The organism is Achromobacter anxifer (assembly GCF_903652925.1).
Classification (GTDB): Bacteria; Pseudomonadota; Gammaproteobacteria; order Burkholderiales; family Burkholderiaceae_B; genus Achromobacter; species Achromobacter anxifer.
The window spans coordinates 25,729-46,358 of the sequence record NZ_CAHLAR010000006.1 but is presented as its reverse complement, the minus strand read 5'-3'; the positions used below and the strand labels follow the sequence as shown (position 1 = coordinate 46,358).

Here is a 20,630-nt window from a genome sequence, read left to right as displayed (position 1 = left end):
ACGCCGTAGATCGAGGCTAGCTAGGGTTAACCGCAGCGCATTGCGCTGCGGCATCGTCTGGTGGAGATATGTGGCAGGGGACTAGCCCGATCGGACCAGCCCTGGCACCACGCCCATTCCCGGGCGCAAGGACGGTCTGAGGGGTCTTTTGGTCCGACTATTCGGCACGGTTCTCCCGTTTGGAAAAACCGTGGGGTACAGTTGGCGGACGCGTGATCGGAGAGGGGGGGCTAAACCTTGGGGCGAGTAAAGAATTTTCGCCAAGCAATATAAATTGCCATTGGAATTATGGTCCACACCAGGCCATGGTCGTAGAACAGCGGGCCTTCTCCAGGGACTTGGGAGAAATGATATCCCGCGACGGCGCCCATGATGCCGAGGGCACCGATCATTGCGCTTGCGTTGGTGGGCAGGCAGGTGATCAAGCCAAGGATGATGGAGGCACATACCATGGCAAACAGCGCGATTGGCCATCCTCCGAGCGAGTAGCCCGAAATGTGCACGGCGGTAGGCGCGGTGCCTCGGCCTTCGAAACCATCAAGGCCGAAAACCCTGGTATAGATGTAGGTGCTGGGCCGGCAGTCGGGGCCACGGCGGGCCTGTTCGAGAATGCCGCCGCAAACGTTCCCTTCCTCGGTGAAGATCTGATAGTAGAAGGGATAGAGGATTGCCATTCTGGTCAGGCCAGAGAAAAGGATTTCCGGTGCGCGACGCAAAGCAGTCTTGGGCAAATCGATGGCTTCGTTCAAGAGCTGGCTGCCGCTTTTTGCCGGCAACTGTGCATCGGGCACTGCGGTCTCAGCAGGGGCGGAAAGTGTGTCAGGAGTTGCCGTCAAATTGTTGTCGGAAGCGACTGTTGCAGCGGTATCGGGTGCTACTTCAGTTTCCGGCTTCTCGGCCTGCTTTTGTTCTTGTGCGGTTTCCGGTTTGGGGGTGTCCACATGCCGCGCATTCGGTTGCTGCTTGACACTGGAATGGTGCTTGGCCTCTGCATGGGGAGACGAGTTCGTGCGGGGATGCACTTTATCGGTGGGAGGGTTGGCGGCGCGTTCGGGTTCCGCAGGCTTTACTGGCTGGTGCTCATTTTCCGGCGGCGTACTGGTGACCGCAACTTGTTCGGACGGGGCGTCGCCATCCAGCTTAACTGCGTCAGCTTCGGCCACGACAGCCGGCGGAACCGGATCGGCCAGGCGAAACACATGGGTCGAGATTATCAAGTAGGTGGCGAACAGAACGACAGTGCCGACGGATACTTTGATGTAAGGATAGGTCTTGCTATACGCAAATATCGTGAGGATAAGAGCGGCCGCGAATACGAGGAATGGCCACTTCATATTCAGCAGGATCATGTATACCGACACGATACTGACGACCACTATTGTGGCTGCTACCCAGAAGGGGCCGGAATGACGGATCCAGCGAATCAATGCATAGACTGCCAGATAGGGCAGGATGGACATCAGAACCGCCATCGTCCAAAAACGAAGGCCTGCCAGAATCTGGAAGCGGATCTCCACCGACGAAACCGGATCAACACCTGTGCCGTAAAGCGAGAACGCATGGGCCTGCCACAGGCTATAACCCACGTGGCAAAGAGCTATGCCGGTGAAGACCGTATAGTCTAAAGGTCGGATTTCCGGAATCTTCGAACACAGCCGGTGAATTGGCGATTCCAAATGTCGTTGCACCAGCGCGATAATCGGAGGTGCCAGGAAGAAAGGCAGCAGCAAAAGCAACCAGTAGAGCGGCGAGAAAACCGTTGGAAAGTCGTAGATGACCGCGTAGTGCGGAATTCTGGCCAATTGTTCATGTCCAAAGTCCGTTGCGAACAACAGATTTCCCATGACAATCGTCAAAAAGAATGCCGACAGGAAAATTATCGGCGCCATGTTCTTGATTATCCATTGTCGCAAGGCATCTGGCCTGGATTGGAAATTCAATGCCGACTCCTGAGCTATAGGCTGCTGCTGCATTGTTTCAAGAGATGTGGATTTCATTTTGCACGATATATGTAATGGCGGATCTTGATGGGAAACCACCGTCGCCTCAACTATGGATGAGCCCGGACCCCAGCGACCGGTACAGCCTGAACAGGCAGGCCATCAGGACCGCCGCCAGCACTCCGAGCCAGGCTACTGCCCATCCGACAGCAGTCCAGTCCACCTGCCCGTTGTAGATGGATGGCGGAGCCAGGAAATGCATGGCGACCAGCACGGCCAGGACAAAGGCGATCATCTTGTAGTTGATCGTGAAGCGAATTGCGTTCGATCCCGTCCAGAGTGTCAGGCAAAAATACAGAAGGGTACTCGCGGCATATGAAATTGCAAAGTAGTCGAGCGAATGGCTGCTGGACGAGTACATATAGGCGAGGAAGGCAACGCTATTGCTGATGGCCGCCAGCACGACAAGTTGCTTTAGATGCCCAAGTACTTCGAATTTCTTCTGTGAATAGAGTGCCAGGGTGCTCAGCATGATGCCGGTTCCAATGAGCACCGCCCGAAAAAAAGACACGTGTTGCAAATCGGGCGAAAAATGCGTCAATTGCACTTTTGCGAACGATGCATAGACGAAAATCGCGAACAGGAAAAGCACCACCAGAAGCGTGGTCGAAAATTTGATCAGCTGGGAAAGTTCCTGCTCCTTTTTCTCGCGGAACAGGCGGAAAATCATGGAGTGCGCGATCAACATGATGGGCATGGAGATGAAGCCGGAAATGCCGATCAGGATATCTTTCGTGAACGCGTAGCCCGCCACGCCCGGACCCTCAACCCGGCCCAGGAAAAAGCGGTCCGTGTAGCTGTTCACCAACATCAAGGAAAACCAGACGAACATGGGGCCGCCGTAGGCCAGCAGTTTGGAATTCTCCAGCGGCGGCTCGTTCAAGGCCAGGCGGCGCTGGCGCTTGCGCAAGACGCGGGTAAACCAGGTCCAGTGGATGTACAGAAGCAAGGTGATCAGGCCGGCCAGAAAGCCAGCGCCGTAACCTGCGACCGACATTGCAAGCGAGTGGTGATTGGAAAAGATTGCGTAGGCGGCGAACAGCAGTTGCGTGATGCTGAGCATGATCGCGCTGATGACCTGGCTGCGCATGCGCCGTTCCGGCTGGAACAAGGCGACTGCGACGTAGAACAAGCCTTGGGCTGCAGTCAGGAACAAGACGCTTGCGCTCAGGACCGGGTCATGAAACAGCCACTGGAAGATGCCGGCGGTGATCGTGGAGGTCAATGAGGCCGAGACGACGGCTATCCGCAACACTTGCGTGACGAACGCCGCCTTGCCCTTGCGCAATGGGAAGTAAAAGATAATCGCGCTGGCAATCCAGCTGGAAGCGATCTGCGCGCCGATTACGCCTGCAGCGATTGCCGCGGAATAGGCGACATAATCGCTGGATGGAAAGCTCATGTACATCGCGACCATGTACACGATCATCGACAGAGCCGGGAAAACTTTCACTGCGAGGTAAAGGAAGAGGCCCCGTATCATGCCAAAACTATTCAAATGAGAAGAAGCGTGGATGGCGCGCCGCACATCCCGTATTTCACGAGCGGTCGTGTTGCGCCGAATCCTGGAAAATCGTCCGGACGAGCATTTTTCCCTGCTGCAGGGCCGTCTTGTGCTGTCGGCAGAAGGCGGCAGCGCCCTCTGCGGCAAGCTGGGCCAAAGCATAGTTCGCGCCCGCGTTGCGTTGCAGGCAATCGGCCAGGCCCTCGGCGGTCACATCATCCAGAACGAGCAGGTGTGCATAATACTCCGGCGGGATGCCCGGCAGGCGGGAAGAGACTACTGGAATGCCGGTTGCCATGTATTCCAGCAGCTTGGACGGGAAGGAGTAGCGCAAATAGATGTCGCCCGGGATGCGCGCATTGACCAGAAAGCTGGCGTTGCGCGAGAGCGCCTTGACGTCTTCGGGAGGGATGCTGCCCAGGTAGTGGATCTGTGGATGTTCGCTTGCGGCGCGGCGCACTTCGCCCTCCATTGAGCCCGCGCCGCATAGGACCAGGTGGGTCTGGCTGCCCAACTGCTTGACGGCATCGATAAGGATGCCCACTCCGTAGGGCTCGGCCAAGCCGCCAGCATAGAAGAGAAAGCCCTTGGCCAGTCCATACTTGCCCAGAATCTCGGCATCGTGCTGTTGCTGGGCTTCTTCTGGAGCGTGGCTTACTTCGGCCACGCCTTCGAGGACTGCCGTGCGTTTGCCGTTCCAGGAAGGACGCGAGTGAACCAGATCGGAGGTGATGCCTATGATGCCCGCTGCCCGATCGCTCAGGCTCAGCACCAGCGACGTGTCGATCCGCTTCATGAAATTGAACAGGCGGCTGCGCTTGACGCCGACATTCATATACTGCGGCAGGTCGGGGACGTAGATATAAAAGGGGACGCGGAACCACTTGGAGAGCAGTGCAGCGGAGAGCACCAGCGGCGTATGCAGTGAGTACACAAGGATCGCTGAAGGACGCTGGCGGTTTTCGCGCAGGGAGCGCCAGCCCGCCTTCAGGATGGAGAAGGTGCGCGACAGATGGCTGAGGAACGGTACATTGATATAGCCGACTGCCTGAGCTTGCTGTCCCTGCGCATCGGTCCCCTTGAATGCCTTGAGGAAAATTGTGCGGTTACGCGGAAAGATTCGCGCGGGGTAAAGCCCGATGGTTTCGACTTCGACATCGTTTTGCCGCAGGCCCTCCACGATCCGCGATTCCAGTTTGCGCGCAGCGTATTGATGATTTTTTTCCGCCTTGTCGTGCAGTTCGAAATACGCTTGCGGACAGAAGAAGCCCAGGTGCAGCAATCGTTTTTTTTCAGACACTTTTTTTTCCGTTATCGCATTCAGGGAATGGACTTGCGCGCGTTATGCGCGGAAATGCCTGTAGACGCAGACAACGCCAGGAATAGCGCGGCCAATGTTGCATAGAGGCCAATGGTGCGCATGCCCCGGAACATCAGTTCGGTCAGGCCGAATGCCGCAAAACCCAGGCAAACGACGAGCCCCATGGCTGCGGCGCAGCGGCCGTCCGAATTTGCCTGGCGCAGACGCCCAAGAAAATAGCCTGAGGGCGCGAGATAGATGGCGAGCAGCGCCGCTAGCCCTGGCAGGCCGTAGTTGGCCATGGCATAGAGCAGGTCGTTGTGAGGCTCGCCAAAGTTGGCGGCCACTACCGGGGAAATCTTGCCGCGCGCGGCCTGCTCCTGGAGTTTGTCGGGAAACTGGCTGCCGCTGCCATTGCCGGTCAACGGCGCATCGCGGAACATTCTCCAGGCGGCTGACCATAGTTGCAGCCGCGTACAGACCGAGGTATCCGCCAGCCTGTTCTGCCGGCATTGCGTAACTTCATTGACCGCCAGTTTTACGCGGTCCCGCAGATCGTGATTGGCATAGAGGACAGCCGCGCAGCCAATAATGACCGCGGCAAACACCCCCGCCTTCAGGACCCATCGCCGCCGGCCCGCCAAGGCCAGCGCCACCAGGGCAAAGATAGGGACGGCCAGCCAGCCTCCGCGGGTCAAGGTCAATGCGAAGGCATAGAGCGCCACTCCGCCCGTCAGCAGTTTGAAGGCGGCCTCGAGCTTGGGCCTGCGCGTCGTGCGCAACCCCAGCGCGAACAGGACGAGCATACCCATGAGCAGGGTCAGGTTGCCGTAGGAGACGGCGTTGTACTCCTCAGGCTCCGGGCGCTGGCCAGTGGCCCAGGCGAGATGAATGATGGTGATGCTCGCGGTCCAGGCGGCGACCGCTATGCCCCACAGGGCAAGTTTCAGGCGCTCGCGCTCGACGCGCGAGAGGGCGGCGACGACCAGAGCGATCGCCCAGAATCGAAGTCCGCGCTCCAGGTCCGATCCGTGTACCCGGGCGCCCAGCAAGGCGGAACTGAGCAGCGGCGCCAGCGCGGCTATCGCCAGTACGGCGACCAGCGGCCAGTAGGTGGGCCAATAGGGAGTACGCGACAACGCGGATTCGCGCGGCAGGCATAGGCAGGCCAGGCTGAAGATGCAAATCGCGTAGAACGCGATGCTGCCGCCGCGGCTGGTGCCGACAGTCAGCGCGGGCAGCAAGCCGATGCAAAGCAGCAAAGCTCCATCGCAAACGTTCTTGATTGCCCTTGGAGACTGAGGGGGTGTAGCGGCGTCCATAAAAGCAATCCTGTGCAAATACTGATCGGTAGCGGCATCGCACTGGGAATGAAAGACTATCCGAGTTGCCGGAAGCATCGGGACGCCCGCCCCGATGCCGCTTGCGCGCCCCGCGGTGAGGTCAGTACTTTTTCCACACAGTGCGGTTCACGTAGTCCGTGTAGCTATGGATGATCCGCACGACTTTCTCCGCCACGTTCGGCATGCTGTAGTCGGCGACCTGCCGCAGGCTGCGTTCGGTTCCGCGAGCCTGTTTGTCCAGAATCGAGAGACCCTGTAGCACGCGGTCGAGTTCCAGCCCGACCATCATCACGGATGCTTCCTCGAAGCCTTCAGGGCGTTCGTGGGCTTCGCGGATGTTAAGCGCCGGGAAATTCAGGATCGAGGATTCTTCCGTGATCGTGCCGCTGTCCGAAAGCACCGCACGAGCATCTTTCTGCAGCTTGACGTAATCATGGAAGCCGAGAGGCTTGAGCAGGCGCACCAGTGGATCAAACTGCAGCTGTTGTGCGTCGATGCGCTTCTGCGTGCGTGGATGCGTCGAAACGATCACGGGCTTGCCGTAAGTCGTGGCCAAGCCATTGAAGATGGCCGCGAGCTTGCGCAGATTGACCTCGGAATCGACGTTCTCTTCACGGTGGGCGCTGATGACGAAGTATTCGCCCTCGGTCAGACCCAGGCGCGAGACGGCATCGGAGGCATTGATCGACGGAGCGTAGTGCGTCAGCACCTCGAACATCGGGCTGCCGGTCTTGATGACGCGGTCCGGGGGGCAGCCTTCCGCCAGCAGGTACTCGCGGGCGATGCTGCTGTAAGTCAGGTTGATGTCGGAAGTGTGATCAACGATGCGGCGGTTCGTTTCCTCCGGCACGCGTTGGTCGAAGCAACGGTTTCCGGCTTCCATGTGGAAAATGGGAATCTTGCGGCGCTTGGCCGGAATGGCAGCAAGGCAGCTATTGGTGTCACCCAGGATGAGCACGGCCTCGGGTTGCGCTTCTGCCAGCACCTTGTCGACAGCGATGATGACATTGCCGATCGTTTCGGCGGCGGTTCCGCCGGCTGCGTTCAGGAAGTGGTCCGGACGGCGTACGCCGAGATCGTTGAAGAAGATCTCGTTCAGTTCGTAGTCGTAGTTCTGGCCGGTATGGACGATGATGTGATCGCAGTACTCGTCCAGCTTGGCCATGACACGCGACAAGCGGATGATTTCGGGGCGCGTACCAAGGACGGTAACGACTTTCAGTTTCTTGGTCATCTTGGATAATTAAACTTTGTGGCCGATGGTGTCGGGATTCTGCCGGTCGAAAATCTCGTTCGCCCACAACATGACGACCATGTCGCCTTCGCCGATGTTGGTAATGTCGTGTGACCAGCCAGGAATGGTCTCGACAATGGTGGGTTCGTCGCCGTTGGTCAGGATTTCGAACGTCTCGTCGGTGACGATATGGCGGAAGCCGAAACGGGCCGAACCCTTGATGACGAGGAATTTCTCGGTCTTCGTGTGGTGATAGTGGCCGCCGCGCGTGATGCCCGGGAGCGCGGTGAAGAACGAAAACTGGCCAGCGTCGGGCGTCTTCAGCATCTCGACGAAAACGCCGCGCTGGTCGCCGTACTTGGGCACCGTGTAGGCGAACTGCGCCGGCTCCAGATAGCTCATGTAGGTCGAATAGAGCGCGCGCGTAAAGCCCGTGCCCACACGCGGCGAGATGAGCGTCTGACGGCTTTCCTTGAAACCACGGATCTGCTCGGCCATGTCGCCGACGGTGGTGGTATAGACCGGCTCGACGTCCAGGTAGCCGTTGAGGCCGGCTTCTTCGGCGAGCAGGGCGATCAGGGCTTTGCAGACGTCATCCACGTACACCAGGCGCACCTTGGCGGCCGGATCATTGATGGTGATCGGCAGGTCGTGAGCGATGTTGTGGCAGAAGGTCGCCACCGCGGAGTTGTAGTTCGGGCGGCACCATTTGCCGAATACATTCGGCAGGCGGAACAGGCGGACCGACGAGCCGGTCTGGCGGCCATAGGCGAGCAGCGCTTCCTCCGCCGCCCGCTTGCTGGCACCGTAGGGGTTATCGAGCTCGGCCTGGATCGACGAGGTGTAGGCAATCGGCAAGGGGCGTTGGCGCTTGGTCGCGAAATCGATCAGCGACTGCGTCAGGCCCAGGTTGATTTCCTGGAACTCGGCGGGATCCTTGGGGCGGTTGGAGCCGGCCAGATGGAACACGTAATCCGCTTCCTGAACCATGGCTTCAAGCTGGGCGAGCGTATGGTCGCGCGTGAAGGCGATCACCTCGAACTCTTTGCGTTCACCCAGCAATATGCGCAGATTCTTGCCGACGAATCCGTTGGCGCCCGTGATAAGCAGCTTCATTTAGCCCTCGGCTTCGGGGATGTCATTGCGCTCGATGCTCTGGATGAAATCGAGCTTGCGCAGCAAAGTCACCATGCCGGCGACGTCCAGGCGCTCGGTATTGTGCGAGTTGTAGTCCTCGTACTGGGAAATCTTCGGTTCGCCTTGTTCCACGAACTTGCCGTAATTCAGGTCGCGCAGATCCGGCGGCACGCGGTAGTAGCCCCCCAGGTCCTCGGCCGCAGCCATTTCTTCACGGCTCAACAGCGTTTCGTAGAGTTTTTCGCCGTGCCGGGTGCCGATGATGTTGACCGGGTGATCCGGCTTCTTCAGGATGGCGAGCAGGGCTTCGGCCAGGGTTTCGATCGTGGCTGCCGGGGCCTTCTGCACGAAGATGTCGCCGTTCGTGCCGTGTTCGAATGCATACAGCACCAGATCCACCGCGTCTTCCAGCGTCATCATGAAGCGGGTCATGTCGGGATCCGTGATCGTGAACGGGGTGCCCGCGCGGAACTGGTCGAAGAAGAGAGGGATGACCGAACCGCGTGACGCCATGACGTTGCCATAGCGGGTTCCACAGATCACGGTGCCCTTGCCGTCCAGGTTGCGCGACTTCGCAACCATCACTTTTTCCATCATCGCCTTGGAAATGCCCATGGCGTTGATCGGGTATACGGCCTTGTCGGTGCTCAGGCACACGACGCGGCTCACATTATTGACGATGGCGGCTTCAAGCACGTTTTCGGTGCCGAGAACGTTGGTCCGAACGGCCTCCATCGGATGGAATTCGCAAGAGGGGACTTGCTTGAGCGCGGCCGCGTGAAAAATAAAATCGACGCCGCGGGTGGCATTCAGAATGCTGGTGTAATCGCGCACATCTCCGATGTAGAACTTCAATTTCGGATTGTTGAAGCGCTTCCGCATGTCGTCTTGCTTTTTTTCGTCGCGGCTGAAAATGCGGATTTCGCCGATGTCGGAATTAATAAACTGCTTCAGAACGGCATTGCCGAAAGAACCCGTGCCTCCGGTTATTAGCAAGGTCTTGTCGGAGAAAGTTTTATTGCTCATGGATTATCTATACTAATTATGGCGCGGGTTTATCTGGGTGAATTCAGGACGGAGTATATTCAATCACAAGCTTCTTGAGCATTGCCTTGGGGGCCGCGTCGTCGCCGGTAATGAACGAATTTTGCATGTTTTCAAGCTCTTTCATCAATTCGTCATAAGGGATGCTATGTTCCTTCGACTGCATGATGCGAGGGTGTTGCGTGGGGGAGACATCTCCACCGATCAAGAGTTCTTCGTAGAGTTTTTCGCCGGGCCGCAGGCCTGTGATCCGAATTTCAATATCGCCGTCGGGGAACTCCGGCGTGCGGACGGTCAGGCCGTGCAGTTGAATCATGCGTTTGGCCAGGTCATATATGCGTACCGGTTCACCCATGTCCAGAACGAAGACCGAACCCGAGGCGCCCATGGCTCCAGCCTGCAGTACCAATTGTGCTGCTTCCGGGATGGTCATGAAGTAGCGGGTGATGTCGGAATGTGTCAAGGTCACGGGCCCGCCGTTCTGGATTTGCCGATTGAACAGGGGAACGACGCTGCCAGAGCTGCCGAGCACGTTGCCGAAACGGACCATCGAGAAACGGGTGCCGGTCTGGATGTCCGCCAGCGCCTGCAGCACCAGTTCGGCCAGCCGCTTGGTTGCACCCATGACATTGGTGGGCCGGACCGCCTTGTCGGTGGAAATCAGCACGAAATCCTTGACGCCGGCTTCAATGGCGGCGCGCGCGAAGGACAGGGTGCCGAAGCCATTGGTGCAGATGCCTTCACGGATGTTGTGTTCGACCAGGGGGACGTGCTTGTAGGCGGCGGCGTGATAGATGGTCTCGACGCCATACTTGCGCATGTGTTCCGCGCAATTCCGCTGATCGCTCACTGAGCCCAGCAGGAGCACGATTTCCACGTTCTGGGAGTTGAGTCCCGTGAGCACCTGGCCGATCGTGTACAAGGCGGGCTCGGAGATTTCCAGCAGTACCAGGCGGCGGGGTTGCAGCGCCAGGATCTGGCGGCACAATTCGGAGCCGATGGAACCGCCGGCTCCCGACACCATGACCACATGCCCAGTTACATATCGGCCCAGTAGCGTAGGCAGCGGGGCCACGGCATCGCGCCCCAGGAGGTCTTCGATCTGGAGGTCGCGCGCTTTCAGGCCACCAGCCTGATCGACCATTTCGTGCAGGTTCGGCACGATCCGCACGCGGATGCTGTGTTGCGAACCGACTTCGACCATGTTGTTGATTTGCTCGCGCGACGCAGTGGGCTTGGCGATCAGGATCTGCCCGATATTGTGGCGTTCCACCAATTCGCCGACGTCGCCCGTGGGGTAGGTGCGCAGGCCGGCGGCCATCAGGCCGGTCTTGTCCGGGTCATCGTCAATCAGCGCGATGGGGCGGTAGTGGGAGCTGTTGCGCAGGGCGAGCGCCAATTGGCTGCCCGCCGGGCCCGCGCCATAGATGAGCACGCGCACGACGCTATCGCGCGGCACGTCACCAAGCCGGTGGCGAGGGAATAGCGTCTTGATGGCTGCCAGGCGCACACCCAGCAGCAACACCAGCGCCACCACGCCGTAAATGGTCAATACACCACGCGAAAGCCCCGAAGACATTTGCAGAAAGAGACTGCAGGCGGTGACGGTCATGATGGAGACGAGCACGCCTCCTACGATGACGAGGGCGACGCGGTCCGTCATGTACCGCAGTACGTATTGATATGTGCCGAAGACGACAAGCGCGAAGATCCCGCTGGCGCATGCGGCAAATGACAGCAAAAGATAGTCAGGTGTTGTGAAAAACAGCTCAAAACGAAGCCATAATGCCAACTGAAATGCGCCAAATAAAATCAGCGCGTCCAGCGAAATGGCAAGCGCTCTCTTGGCCGATCTGGGAAGGTCAACTAGGGCTTGCCGAACTGCACCGATTGAGGTACGCAAAGTCACACCGACTGATAGAGGTAGTTTGGAGGTGCACGATTGTATCAACACGCGCTTGGGATAGAGTAACCAGACGCTTGTCCAGGCTGGCCGGCGTGATGCGCGAGAATGAAAATGGGGGCATATTGCGCGTCTCTGGCGTTATCGATTAATCACGCGATCCAGAGGCATACTTTGCGACTTTCGAATGCGCTGCAGGCTGTGGTTCAGGCTGGCAGGCATTTTGAACACCAACTTAAGAAAATATGATGAGCAAAATACTAATCACCGGCGGCACGGGGTTCGTCGGGCAGCGGGTAGTGCGGGATCTGTTGGCTCAGGGGCATACGTTGCGCTTGTTGACGCGGCGTCCTCTGGATGATGACCGGGTCGAGGTCCGCAATATTCCCGATATGGAGGACGAGGCGGCATTGCTGGAGGCCATGACGGGGATGGATGCCGTCTGCCATCTGGCCGGGCGCGCCCATGTTCTGGGCGCACCGCCCGCCGATCACGAACTTCTGTTCGAGAAAGTGAATGTGGAATGGACCTGCAGATTGGCGGAGACAGCCTTTCGTTCCGGCGTCAAGCGATTCGTATTTGTGAGTTCCATTGGCGCGGTGGGAACGTCCAGTTTGGCGGGAGCTCCTCTGACTGAGCGCACGCAATGCCAGCCGACCACTCCCTACGGCAAGTCCAAGTTGAAGGCGGAGCAGAAGTTGGCCGAACTGGCGCAGCGCCATGGCGCCGAATTGGTGATCGTTCGTCCGCCGCTGGTGTATGGCAAGGGCGCGCCGGGCAATATGGCGCGGATGGCGCGGTGGGTCCGGGCAGGTGTGCCGTTGCCGTTGCGCAGCGTCCGCAACCAGCGCAGCCTGGTGCATGTGGACAACCTGTCGGCCGCGCTGCTGGCTTGCCTGCAGCATCCGGATGCGCCGGGCCATGTGTTCCACGTGCGCGATCTGCAGGACTACTCGACGCCGGATATTCTGCGAGGTGTGGCAAAGGATGTTGGCCGGCCCGCGCGTTTGATTCCGTTCCCGTCCTTCCTGTTGCGCATTCTGGCGCAGGCCGCCGGGCAGCGCGGGGCATACGAGCAGCTTACTGGCACCCTGCAGGTCGACGATGCTTCGATCCGCAAGACGCTGCAATTCATGCCCAGATCCTTGCCTTTTGAAGTGGTTTGAGCAGGCGCGGGCAGAGGAATCCGGCAGGTGTTTCCGGAGTCCCGCTGTCGGCAGGGCCGTGCCTGAACCGAGGCATCATGGCCGCATGACTGGTGCAGTTTGTTGTAAATTGCCGAATCTTTGCTGTGGTCGCCGCCCTGTCCGCGGATGATTCCAGCTTCGCGTCACGCGGTCCTTTAGTGCTTTTATCAATGCCTACACGCATCCTCATTGTTCGCACCTCTTCGCTAGGCGATCTGGTGCACATGCTGCCCGCCATCTCCGATATCGCCCGGTATGTGCCGGACGCCGAGATCGATTGGGTCGCCGAGGAAGCTTTTGCGGAAATTCCGGCGTGGCATCCTGCCGTCAATGAAGTCATCAAAGTGGCGCACCGGCGCTGGCGCAAGGCTTGGTGGTCATCCCAGGTCCGGGCCGAGCGGCATGCGTTGAAAGAGCGCCTGCGGTCCAAGCAGTACGACATCGTGCTCGACATGCAGGCGCTGCTGAAATCGGCCTGGCTGGTTCGGCAGGCGCGTGGCGTGCGGCACGGGCTGGATTGGCGTTCGGCGCGCGAGCCGCTCGCGTCGCTCTTCTATAACGTGCGCCACCGGGTCGAGTTCTGGCAGCCCGCGGTCATCCGTCAGCGCAAGCTGGCCGCGTTGACGTTCGGCTACCAGTACGCCGGCCATCCCGATTTCGGGTTGCAGGCATTTTCGCGACAGGCCGCGCAGCCCGGGAGCGAGGCCGCAGCGGAGGGCGAGCAGGCCGATCCCCCACGCTTGCACCATCTGGATACTGATCGGGGCTACGCGGTGATCATGCCGTCGGCCAGCCGAGACGACAAACTCTGGCCGGAAGAGGATTGGCGCGCGGTGTTCCGCCGCCTGCGCGACGCCGGCTGCACCTTGCGCCTTCTGTCCGGCAACGAATCGGAAGCCCAGCGCGCCCGTCTGCTGGTGGCCGGCATGGACGGCGCCGAGGTGATGCCGCGCATGGACCTGACCTCGGTGGCGCGCCTGCTGGCCGGTTCGCGCCTGATGGTGGGGCTCGATAGCGGCCTGACCCATCTGTCGGCCGCCCTGGGCCGTCCCACCATCGGCATTTACCGCGCCTCCACGCCGGTGCGCACGCCGCTGGTCGGCTCCAGCTACACCGCCAGCCTGGGCGACCGCGGGGCTTCGCCTTCGCGCGAGGCCGTGATGGCGGCCGTGGAGCAGGCCCTGGCCGCCCAGTGACATGAACCGCGGCGTCTACTCCCTGGCGCTTCGGGCTCTGTCACCGCTGGTCTGGCTGTGGATGGGCCACCGCGCCAGGCGCGCGGGGGGGCAGTGGGAGATCTTTTCCCCTGAGCGTTTCGGCCATGCCGCGGACGCGGCCTCGTCTTCGCCGTCATGGAATGCGCCCGTCTGGGTGCACGCCGTCAGCCTGGGCGAGACTCGCGCGGCCCAGCCCCTGGTGCAGGCCTTGCTGGACCGGGGCCTGCCGTTGCTGCTGACCCACATGACGGCCACTGGCCGCGCCGAGGGCGCGCGTCTGTTTGCCGAGGCCATCGCCCGCGGGCAATTGCGCCAGGCATGGATGCCCTACGATTTTCCCGGCGCGGCGCGCCGGTTCATGGCGGCCTACCGGCCCCGTTGCGGCCTGCTCATCGAGCGCGAGATCTGGCCGAACCTGTTGGCCGCCGCGCGAGGCGCGGGCGTGCCCATGGCGCTGGTCAGCGCGCGTTTTTCGGCGTCGTCGCTGCGCCAGGCGGGCAGGATGGGCGGTGTGATGCGCGAGGCCCTGGGCGGGCTGGACGCCGTGCTGGCGCAGACTGCCGAGGATGCGGCTCGGCTGGCGCAGGCGGGCGCGCCGCAGCCCGTGGTGACCGGCAACCTGAAATTCGACCTGGTCCTGCCGCCGGTACAGGTGGGGGCGGGACAGGCGTGGCGCGCACGGCTGGGCCGGCCCGTGGTGGCCGTGGCCAGTACGCGCGAGGGCGAGGACAGCGGCTTCATCGAGGCGATCAAGCGCCATGCCGCCAGTCCGGGAGCGCCGCTGTTCCTGCTGATTCCGCGCCACCCGCAGCGTTTCGACGAGGCCGCGCGCCTGCTGTCGGAGGCCGGGCTGCCTTATGCGCGGCGCTCCGAGGGGAGGGAGCCGGGGGCGGATACCGCGGTCCTGCTGGGCGATACCCTGGGCGAGATGGCGTTCTACTACGCGGCGTCGGATGTCGCCATCGTGGCGGGCAGTTTTGCGCCGCTGGGCGGGCAGAACCTGATCGAGGCCTGCGCGGCCGGGGTGCCGGTGATCGTGGGCCCGCATACCTTCAATTTCAAGCAGGCGGCGGAAGACGCCATCGCGGCGGGCGCCGCGCAACGCACGGCCGATCCCGGCCAGGCGGTGGATGCCGCGCTGGCGCTGCTGGCGGATGAGTCGCGCCGGCGGCGGGCCGCAGAGGCAGCGCTGGCGTGGTTCGGCATGCATGCCGGCGCCACGGGGCGCACGCTGGATGCCCTGGCTCCTTGGCTGGAAGGGAAAGGCGCGGGCTGAGCGCCGGGCCGTGTGCGGCCGTAGCGGCGAACTAGGGCGTGGCCCGGGGCGGCGCCGTTCTGGGAACCAGTGTGACCGCGCCCGGATTCAATTCCTGGTTGAAGCGGCGCGGATCGCGGCCCTCGTCCTCGGGGCGCACGCCCAGCCAGCCTTGGCCCAGCGCATAGACCCCCAGATTCGCGAGCAGGATGAGGATGAAGAGCACGCGCATGCCGGGGCCTCCGCTCAGGCTGTGGCGTCCAGGGTGGCACGGGCGACCGCGGCCAGCCCGTCCAGGACGGGGTGATCCAGATACACCGGCACGGGCGCGGCGCCGAAAGCCCCGCCCGCATCCGCCAGCAGGCGTTCGATTTCCTGGTGCACCTCGGGCCAGCCGCCGCCGGCCGCGTAGATCTGCGGCGTCTGGCCATAGCGCTGGCGGCCGGCCAGCCATTGGCGCACGACGGCGCCGGCCTGCGCGGCGGCGATGCCCGAGGCGATGGCCTCGTGCGTGTCCGTGGGGTAGGGCACGACCTGGCCGTTGGCGATGGGCAGGTTGGCGGTGCCATGGGCCAGCGCGCTGCGCATCATGGCCGGGCCCGGCAGGATCAGGCCGCCGGCGAAGACGTTGTCGGGGCCGACGGTGTCGATGGTGGTGGCGGTGCCGAAGCTGGCCAGCACGAAGGGCGGGTGCGCGCCCGGCAGGCGCGACAGCACGCCCAGCAGCGAGGCCCAGCGGTCGGCGCCCAGCTGCGTGGGCGTCTTGTAGCTGTTGATCAGGCCCAGCGTGCTGGCCTGCGACGGCGACCAGGTCACCGCGCAGCCGTGTTTCTGCAGGATGGCGGAGATGGCGGCGCCACGGGCCTCGCCGGCGACGTTCACGCCCAGTGCGCGCAGGGGGCGGCGCGGCAGCGTGGCCAGCCAGCCATCCAGGGCGTCCAGGTCCAGGCCATCGAAGGCGACCGCCGCGGGCTCGCGCGGCGCGTCGGAGTTGCTGGCGTCCAGCCAACCCACCTTGAGACGGCTGTTGCCGGAGTCGATGAGAATAATCATGCTTGGCGTCGAATCGAGATTTCACCGACCAGGATCGGCTTGGCGCCCTCGGGCGTTTGCACCAGCAGGCGACCTTGCTCGTCCACGCCACAGGCGGTGCCAGCTAGAAGGATAGCGCCCTTGTCCAGGACGTTGACCTTGCGTCCGGCCAGGGCGTCCACCTGGTCGAAACGCTGCCTGAAGGCGCCGAAGCCTTCGCGCTCCAGTGTCCGGACCGCTTCGAGCCAGGCCATGGCGCTGGCGCAGACCAGGTCGGCGGCGGCGGCCCGACGGGCGCTGGCCGCCTCGACCTGGCTCCAGTCGGCGACTTCACGTTCCAGCGCGAGCGACAGGCGGTCGGCGTCGATCAGGTTCACGCCCATGCCGATGACCACGGTGTGGCCGGCTTCGCTGCCGCCCGGGTTGCGGGTGGTTTCCACCAGAACGCCGGCCAGCTTGGCATCGTGCCATTGCACGTCATTGGGCCATTTCATGCACAGGCCCGCGGCGTCAGGGCCGGCCACGGCGCGCAGGGCCTCGCAGGCGGCGATGCCGGCCAGCGGCGACAGGGCCGGCAACTGCGCGGGCGGCAGGTGCACGTCGAAGGCGCAGGAGAACATCAGGGTGGAGCCCGCGCGGTTCTGCCAGGGACGCCCGGCGCGGCCGCGGCCGGTTTCCTGCAGATGCGTGCCCAGCAGCCAGGGTTTGCCGGCCGCGCCCGCGCGGGCGCGGGCCAGCAGGTCGGCGTTGGTCGATCCGGTACTGACGGTCCAGGAGATGTCCTGGAAGGCGGGCAGGCGCGTGCTGAGTGTCCGGGCCAGGGCTTCCGGCGCGGGCAGGTCGATGGGGCTGACTTGAGCGGACATGGCGGCGATTGTAGGGCACGGCGCCCGCGCTCGCGGTCCGCGGGCGCCAGCGTTTATCATTGGCGATACATTTTGCATCGGTATTCTGCCTACATGCCGCATTCCGCCAAGTCCGCAACTGCCGCCGCGCCTTTCCGTTTCGAAGGAGGCGTATGCCATGTGGCCGGCGACTGGAGCGTGCTGGCCCTGGCCGAGCCGGGCGAGGTACAACGCCGCCGCGAGGCGCTGGCCTGCGCCACCGACGGCGGCGTGCGCTGGGACTTGCACGGCATTGGCAGGCTGGACACCATCGGCGCGCTGCTGATCTGGGAGGCCTGGGGCCACAAGCTGCCCGAGCGCGTGCGCTGGTCGGTCGGCCAGCAGGACGTCTTCAACGCGCTGGCCATGAACAAGGGCGAAACGCCGGCCGAGGCGCCCAAGCGCGATCCCCTGAGCTGGTTGCGCGCCGTGGGCGAGGCCGTGTTCCAGGCTGTCGACAACGGCCGCGCCCTGCTCATCATGCTGGGCCAGCTGATCCTGGACCTGGGCGGCATGCTGCGCCGTCCCAAGCTGGGTCCGTGGCGCGAGATCTCGGCGCAGGTCTACCGCACCGGCGCGCAGGCGCTGGGCATTACCGCGCTGGTCGGCTTCCTGATCGGCGTGGTGCTGTCCTACCTGTCGGCGCAACAGTTGCAGATGTTCGGCGCCGACCGTTTCATCGTGCGGCTGCTGGGCGTGTCCATCGTGCGCGAACTGGGTCCGGTGCTGGCGGCCATCCTGGTGGCTGGCCGCTCGGGTTCGGCCATCACGGCACAGATCGGCGTGATGCGGGTGACGCAGGAATTGGACGCGATGCTGGTCATGGGCATCTCGCACGGGCAGCGGCTGATCCTGCCGCGGGTGGTGGCCCTGGCCATCACCATGCCGCTGCTGGTGCTGTGGACGGACGCCATGGCGCTGCTGGGCGGCATGCTGGCCGCGCAGATGCAGCTGGGCGTGTCGGCGCAATGGTTCCTGCAGTCGCTGCCGGACGCGATTTCGCTGACCAATTACTGGATCGGCATCCTCAAGGGCGTGACCTTCGGCATGCTGATCGCGCTGATCGCCTGCCATTTCGGCCTGCGCATCCAGCCCAACACGGAGAGCCTGGGACGCGGCACCACCACCTCGGTGGTCACTTCCATTACCGGCGTGATCCTGCTGGATGCGCTGTATGCCGTGATCTTCAGCTCGGTGGGCATCTGATGAACAGCGCCGCCCAGCACAAGCTATTCACCGAGGACGGCGTCACCGTAGAGCCCGTCATCACGGTACGCGGACTGCGCACGGCCTTCGGCGACCACGTGGTGCATGACAACCTGGACCTGACCGTCTTCCCGGGCGAGATCCTGGTGCTGGTGGGTGGGTCGGGTACCGGCAAGACGGTGCTGCTGCGGCAGATCATCGGGCTGGACCGGCCTGCAGCCGGAACGGTGCGGGTGCTGGGCCATTCGCTGTTCGAACTGACGCCGGGCGAACGCCGGCGCCTGTCCTACCGCTGGGGCATGCTGTTCCAGGCGGGGGCGTTGTTCTCCGCGCTGTCGGTGTTCGACAATGTGGCCTTGCCGCTGCGTGAATTGCGCACGGTGCCGGAAGACCTGGTGCGCGAAGTCGTCATGTGCCGGCTGGCCATGGTGGGCCTGTCCGCGCGCGATGCCGACAAGCGGCCGTCGGACCTGTCCGGCGGCATGGTCAAGCGCGTGGCGCTGGCGCGCGCGCTGTCGCTGGACCCGGAACTGCTGTTCCTGGACGAGCCCACGGCCGGCCTGGATCCGCTGCGCTCCGACGAATTCGTGGATCTGGTGCGCAGCCTGCACCGGCAATTGGGATTTACCGTCGTCATGGTGACGCACGATCTGGACACGCTGCTGGCGTTGGCCACGCGCGTTGCCGTGCTGGCGGACAAACGGGTGATCGTGTGCGACACGGTGCCGGAAGTACTGAAGGTCGATCACCCGTTCATTCACACGTTCTTCCTGGGCGAGCGCGGTTTGCGCGCGCTGGGGGATCTGGCGCCGAAGGGATTGCATCATGGAAAACCGTAGTCATGCGCTCATGGCCGGCATCTTCACGCTGGCCTTGCTGGCCGCAGCCGCCTTGGTGGCCATCTGGATCGGACGCGACCGGACCCAGCTGCAGCCATACGAAATCATCTCCGCCACCGCCGTCAGCGGCTTGAATCCGCAGTCCACGGTGCGCTACCAGGGCGTGCCGGTGGGCAAGGTGCAATCGCTGGCCCTGAACCCGGACAAGCCCGGGCAGGTGCGCATCCGCATCGGCGTGGCGCCGAACACGCCGATCACCGAGTCCACCTGGGCGGAACTGGGCGTGCAGGGCGTGACCGGCATTTCCAATGTGGAGTTGCGCGACGACGGTTCCTCGATGAAGCGGCTGGCCTCGTCGGCGGCGAACCCGGCCGCGATTCCGCTGCGACCGGGCTTTCTGGACCGCATCGAGCAGCGCGGCGGCAAGCTGATCTCGAACGTCGAGGAAGTGACGGAGCAGTTGCGGCGCGTGCTGAGCGAGCAGAACGTCCAGGCGCTGACGGCCAGCCTGCAGAACGCCACCGACATCACCCAGTCGCTCCGGGACGCCAGCCGCGACCTGGCGCCCACGCTGGCCAAGCTCGGCCCGCTGATGGATTCGTTGGGCAAGACCTCGCGCGAGGCCGATCGCGCCGCGCGCGAAGTCGGCGACCTGGCCGAGCAGGCCCGCCAGTCGCTGGCGCGCCTGAACGCGCCCGGCGGCCCCTTGTCCGCGGCCACCAGCAGCCTCAACGACATCGCCCTGGCCGCCGCGCGGCTGGACGGCGAGACCCTGCCGGCGATCACCAGCATGGCCACCAACGTCAGCGCGGCCGCGCGCGGCGCCACCGTTACCCTGCGCCGTGTGGACAACACGCCGCAATCGTTCCTGTTCGGCCCGGCGCCTCGCGAGCCCGGGCCCGGCGAATCCGGCTTTGCCGGCTTCGGGAGATCGACCAAATGATGAAGATGCGCAGCGCCATTCTTATCCTGACCCTGGCCCTGGCCGGTTGCGGCATCGGCCGCGTGGCCGCGCCGCCCACCGTTTTCGACCTGGGCCTGGACTCCCGCCCGGTGCCGTCCTTGCCCGCGCGCGAGACGATCGCGCTGGTGTTCCAGGCGGTGCCCAGCCTGTCCGATACCGGGGTGATCTGGCGCGTGGGCGACAGCGCCGCGCCCAAGGCCTATGCCAGCTATCGCTGGGCCTCGCCGCCGACAGACCTGGTGCATCAGCGCATCGCGGAACGCCTGTCGCGGCAGGGGCCGGTGCTGAACGAGCGCGTCACCTTGCAGACGCCGCAGTTGCAGGTGTCGCTATCGCAGTTCGAGCAGGTGTTCGCGCCCGATGGCCAGTCCAGCGAAGGCCGCGTGCTGTTGCAGGCGGTGCTGCTGAGCGGCCGCAACGTGCTGGGCCAGACCCGCATCGCGGCCCAGGCGCCCGCGCCCACGCAGGACGCGCAAGGCGGCGTGGCCGCCCTGCGCCAGGCTACCGACGAGGCCGCCGACCAGTTGGCGCAGTGGCTGGCCGCGACCCTGAAGCCGTCGCCCAAAACGGGCGGTTAACAT

At 63.1% G+C, this 20,630-nt stretch carries 18 protein-coding genes; 7 read left to right on the top strand and 11 right to left on the bottom strand.

Annotated features, from left to right (window positions below; all coding sequences use genetic code 11):
• Window positions 1-230: 230 nt before the first annotated feature.
• From HWY37_RS19540 to HWY37_RS19505, 8 genes are all read right to left on the bottom strand, one after another.
• Window positions 231-1,940, bottom strand: coding sequence for a hypothetical protein (locus HWY37_RS19540; RefSeq protein WP_175208198.1), 1,710 nt, complete (start codon window positions 1,938-1,940; stop codon window positions 231-233).
• Window positions 1,941-2,046: 106 nt separating this feature from the next.
• The gene (locus HWY37_RS19535; RefSeq protein WP_176089686.1) at window positions 2,047-3,429 is read right to left on the bottom strand and encodes an MATE family efflux transporter; all 1,383 of its coding nucleotides are present in this window, start codon (window positions 3,427-3,429) and stop codon (window positions 2,047-2,049) included.
• Between the two features lie 109 nt (window positions 3,430-3,538).
• Window positions 3,539-4,804, bottom strand: a complete 1,266-nt coding sequence (locus HWY37_RS19530; protein WP_175208196.1) for a glycosyltransferase — start codon at window positions 4,802-4,804, stop codon at window positions 3,539-3,541.
• 20 nt (window positions 4,805-4,824) lie between these two features.
• Complete coding sequence (locus HWY37_RS19525; protein ID WP_175208195.1) at window positions 4,825-6,126, bottom strand: O-antigen ligase family protein; 1,302 nt, start codon at window positions 6,124-6,126, stop codon at window positions 4,825-4,827.
• A gap of 121 nt (window positions 6,127-6,247) precedes the next feature.
• Window positions 6,248-7,381: a non-hydrolyzing UDP-N-acetylglucosamine 2-epimerase gene (wecB, locus tag HWY37_RS19520; protein WP_176089685.1), complete on the bottom strand. Its 1,134-nt coding sequence runs from the start codon at window positions 7,379-7,381 to the stop codon at window positions 6,248-6,250.
• 9 nt (window positions 7,382-7,390) lie between these two features.
• Window positions 7,391-8,497 carry a UDP-2-acetamido-2,6-beta-L-arabino-hexul-4-ose reductase gene (gene wbjC, locus HWY37_RS19515; protein ID WP_175208193.1) on the bottom strand — a complete coding sequence of 369 codons (1,107 nt, stop codon included), beginning with the start codon at window positions 8,495-8,497 and terminating at the stop codon, window positions 7,391-7,393.
• A complete protein-coding gene (locus HWY37_RS19510; protein WP_175208192.1) occupies window positions 8,498-9,544 on the bottom strand; it encodes a polysaccharide biosynthesis protein in 1,047 nt (348 codons plus the stop codon).
• 43 nt (window positions 9,545-9,587) lie between these two features.
• Window positions 9,588-11,471 (bottom strand): polysaccharide biosynthesis protein, encoded by a 1,884-nt coding sequence (locus HWY37_RS19505; RefSeq protein ID WP_277354004.1) that lies wholly within the window; start codon window positions 11,469-11,471, stop codon window positions 9,588-9,590.
• A 242-nt stretch (window positions 11,472-11,713) separates the two neighbouring features.
• Between HWY37_RS19505 and HWY37_RS19500 the strand changes: the two genes are divergently transcribed.
• The 3 genes from HWY37_RS19500 to HWY37_RS19490 all read left to right on the top strand — a co-directional run bounded on the left by HWY37_RS19500 (window position 11,714) and on the right by HWY37_RS19490 (window position 15,145).
• On the top strand, window positions 11,714-12,631 hold the full coding sequence (locus tag HWY37_RS19500) for an NAD-dependent epimerase/dehydratase family protein (RefSeq protein ID WP_175208191.1): 918 nt from the start codon (window positions 11,714-11,716) through the stop codon (window positions 12,629-12,631).
• Window positions 12,632-12,822: 191 nt separating this feature from the next.
• A complete protein-coding gene (waaC, locus tag HWY37_RS19495; protein ID WP_175208190.1) occupies window positions 12,823-13,848 on the top strand; it encodes a lipopolysaccharide heptosyltransferase I in 1,026 nt (341 codons plus the stop codon).
• Between the two features lies 1 nt (window position 13,849).
• Complete coding sequence (locus tag HWY37_RS19490) at window positions 13,850-15,145, top strand: 3-deoxy-D-manno-octulosonic acid transferase (protein ID WP_175208189.1); 1,296 nt, start codon at window positions 13,850-13,852, stop codon at window positions 15,143-15,145.
• A 31-nt stretch (window positions 15,146-15,176) separates the two neighbouring features.
• Here HWY37_RS19490 and HWY37_RS19485 read toward each other — a convergent pair whose 3' ends face one another.
• From HWY37_RS19485 to HWY37_RS19475, 3 genes are read right to left on the bottom strand one after another with little or no spacing between them, the layout of a single operon-like run.
• Window positions 15,177-15,356, bottom strand: coding sequence for a hypothetical protein (locus HWY37_RS19485; RefSeq protein ID WP_175208188.1), 180 nt, complete (start codon window positions 15,354-15,356; stop codon window positions 15,177-15,179).
• Window positions 15,357-15,370: 14 nt separating this feature from the next.
• Window positions 15,371-16,177: a type III pantothenate kinase gene (locus HWY37_RS19480; RefSeq protein WP_175208187.1), complete on the bottom strand. Its 807-nt coding sequence runs from the start codon at window positions 16,175-16,177 to the stop codon at window positions 15,371-15,373.
• Window positions 16,174-17,022 (bottom strand): biotin--[acetyl-CoA-carboxylase] ligase, encoded by an 849-nt coding sequence (locus HWY37_RS19475; RefSeq protein ID WP_175208186.1) that lies wholly within the window; start codon window positions 17,020-17,022, stop codon window positions 16,174-16,176. Before HWY37_RS19475 ends, HWY37_RS19480 begins: the two co-directional genes overlap by 4 nt.
• Before the next feature lie 93 nt (window positions 17,023-17,115).
• Here HWY37_RS19475 and HWY37_RS19470 point away from each other — a divergent pair, with 93 nt between their 5' ends.
• The 4 genes from HWY37_RS19470 to HWY37_RS19455 are packed head-to-tail and all read left to right on the top strand — an operon-like array spanning window position 17,116 to window position 20,627.
• Window positions 17,116-18,246: an MlaE family ABC transporter permease gene (locus HWY37_RS19470; RefSeq protein ID WP_175208185.1), complete on the top strand. Its 1,131-nt coding sequence runs from the start codon at window positions 17,116-17,118 to the stop codon at window positions 18,244-18,246.
• On the top strand, window positions 18,246-19,085 hold the full coding sequence (locus HWY37_RS19465; RefSeq protein WP_175208184.1) for an ABC transporter ATP-binding protein: 840 nt from the start codon (window positions 18,246-18,248) through the stop codon (window positions 19,083-19,085). The genes HWY37_RS19470 and HWY37_RS19465 overlap by 1 nt, the downstream gene beginning before the upstream one ends.
• Complete coding sequence (locus HWY37_RS19460) at window positions 19,072-20,028, top strand: MlaD family protein (protein ID WP_175208183.1); 957 nt, start codon at window positions 19,072-19,074, stop codon at window positions 20,026-20,028. The genes HWY37_RS19465 and HWY37_RS19460 overlap by 14 nt, the downstream gene beginning before the upstream one ends.
• A complete protein-coding gene (locus HWY37_RS19455; protein ID WP_175208244.1) occupies window positions 20,028-20,627 on the top strand; it encodes an ABC-type transport auxiliary lipoprotein family protein in 600 nt (199 codons plus the stop codon). Before HWY37_RS19460 ends, HWY37_RS19455 begins: the two co-directional genes overlap by 1 nt.
• The last annotated feature ends 3 nt before the right edge of the window (window positions 20,628-20,630 follow it).

What these genes read in the sequence shown, in the direction of transcription:
- HWY37_RS19480 (WP_175208187.1), bottom strand. Translation starts at nt 16,177, where the DNA reads ATGATTATTCTCATCGACTCCGGCAACAGCCGTCTCAAGGTGGGTTGG.
- HWY37_RS19455 (WP_175208244.1), top strand. Translation starts at nt 20,028, where the DNA reads ATGAAGATGCGCAGCGCCATTCTTATCCTGACCCTGGCCCTGGCCGGT.
- HWY37_RS19510 (WP_175208192.1), bottom strand. Translation starts at nt 9,544, where the DNA reads ATGAGCAATAAAACTTTCTCCGACAAGACCTTGCTAATAACCGGAGGC.
- HWY37_RS19525 (WP_175208195.1), bottom strand. Translation starts at nt 6,126, where the DNA reads ATGGACGCCGCTACACCCCCTCAGTCTCCAAGGGCAATCAAGAACGTT.
- HWY37_RS19535 (WP_176089686.1), bottom strand. Translation starts at nt 3,429, where the DNA reads ATGATCGTGTACATGGTCGCGATGTACATGAGCTTTCCATCCAGCGAT.
- HWY37_RS19470 (WP_175208185.1), top strand. Translation starts at nt 17,116, where the DNA reads ATGCCGCATTCCGCCAAGTCCGCAACTGCCGCCGCGCCTTTCCGTTTC.
- wbjC (WP_175208193.1), bottom strand. Translation starts at nt 8,497, where the DNA reads ATGAAGCTGCTTATCACGGGCGCCAACGGATTCGTCGGCAAGAATCTG.
- HWY37_RS19490 (WP_175208189.1), top strand. Translation starts at nt 13,850, where the DNA reads ATGAACCGCGGCGTCTACTCCCTGGCGCTTCGGGCTCTGTCACCGCTG.
- HWY37_RS19465 (WP_175208184.1), top strand. Translation starts at nt 18,246, where the DNA reads ATGAACAGCGCCGCCCAGCACAAGCTATTCACCGAGGACGGCGTCACC.
- HWY37_RS19475 (WP_175208186.1), bottom strand. Translation starts at nt 17,022, where the DNA reads ATGTCCGCTCAAGTCAGCCCCATCGACCTGCCCGCGCCGGAAGCCCTG.
- HWY37_RS19500 (WP_175208191.1), top strand. Translation starts at nt 11,714, where the DNA reads ATGAGCAAAATACTAATCACCGGCGGCACGGGGTTCGTCGGGCAGCGG.
- HWY37_RS19460 (WP_175208183.1), top strand. Translation starts at nt 19,072, where the DNA reads ATGGAAAACCGTAGTCATGCGCTCATGGCCGGCATCTTCACGCTGGCC.
- waaC (WP_175208190.1), top strand. Translation starts at nt 12,823, where the DNA reads ATGCCTACACGCATCCTCATTGTTCGCACCTCTTCGCTAGGCGATCTG.
- wecB (WP_176089685.1), bottom strand. Translation starts at nt 7,381, where the DNA reads ATGACCAAGAAACTGAAAGTCGTTACCGTCCTTGGTACGCGCCCCGAA.
- HWY37_RS19485 (WP_175208188.1), bottom strand. Translation starts at nt 15,356, where the DNA reads ATGCGCGTGCTCTTCATCCTCATCCTGCTCGCGAATCTGGGGGTCTAT.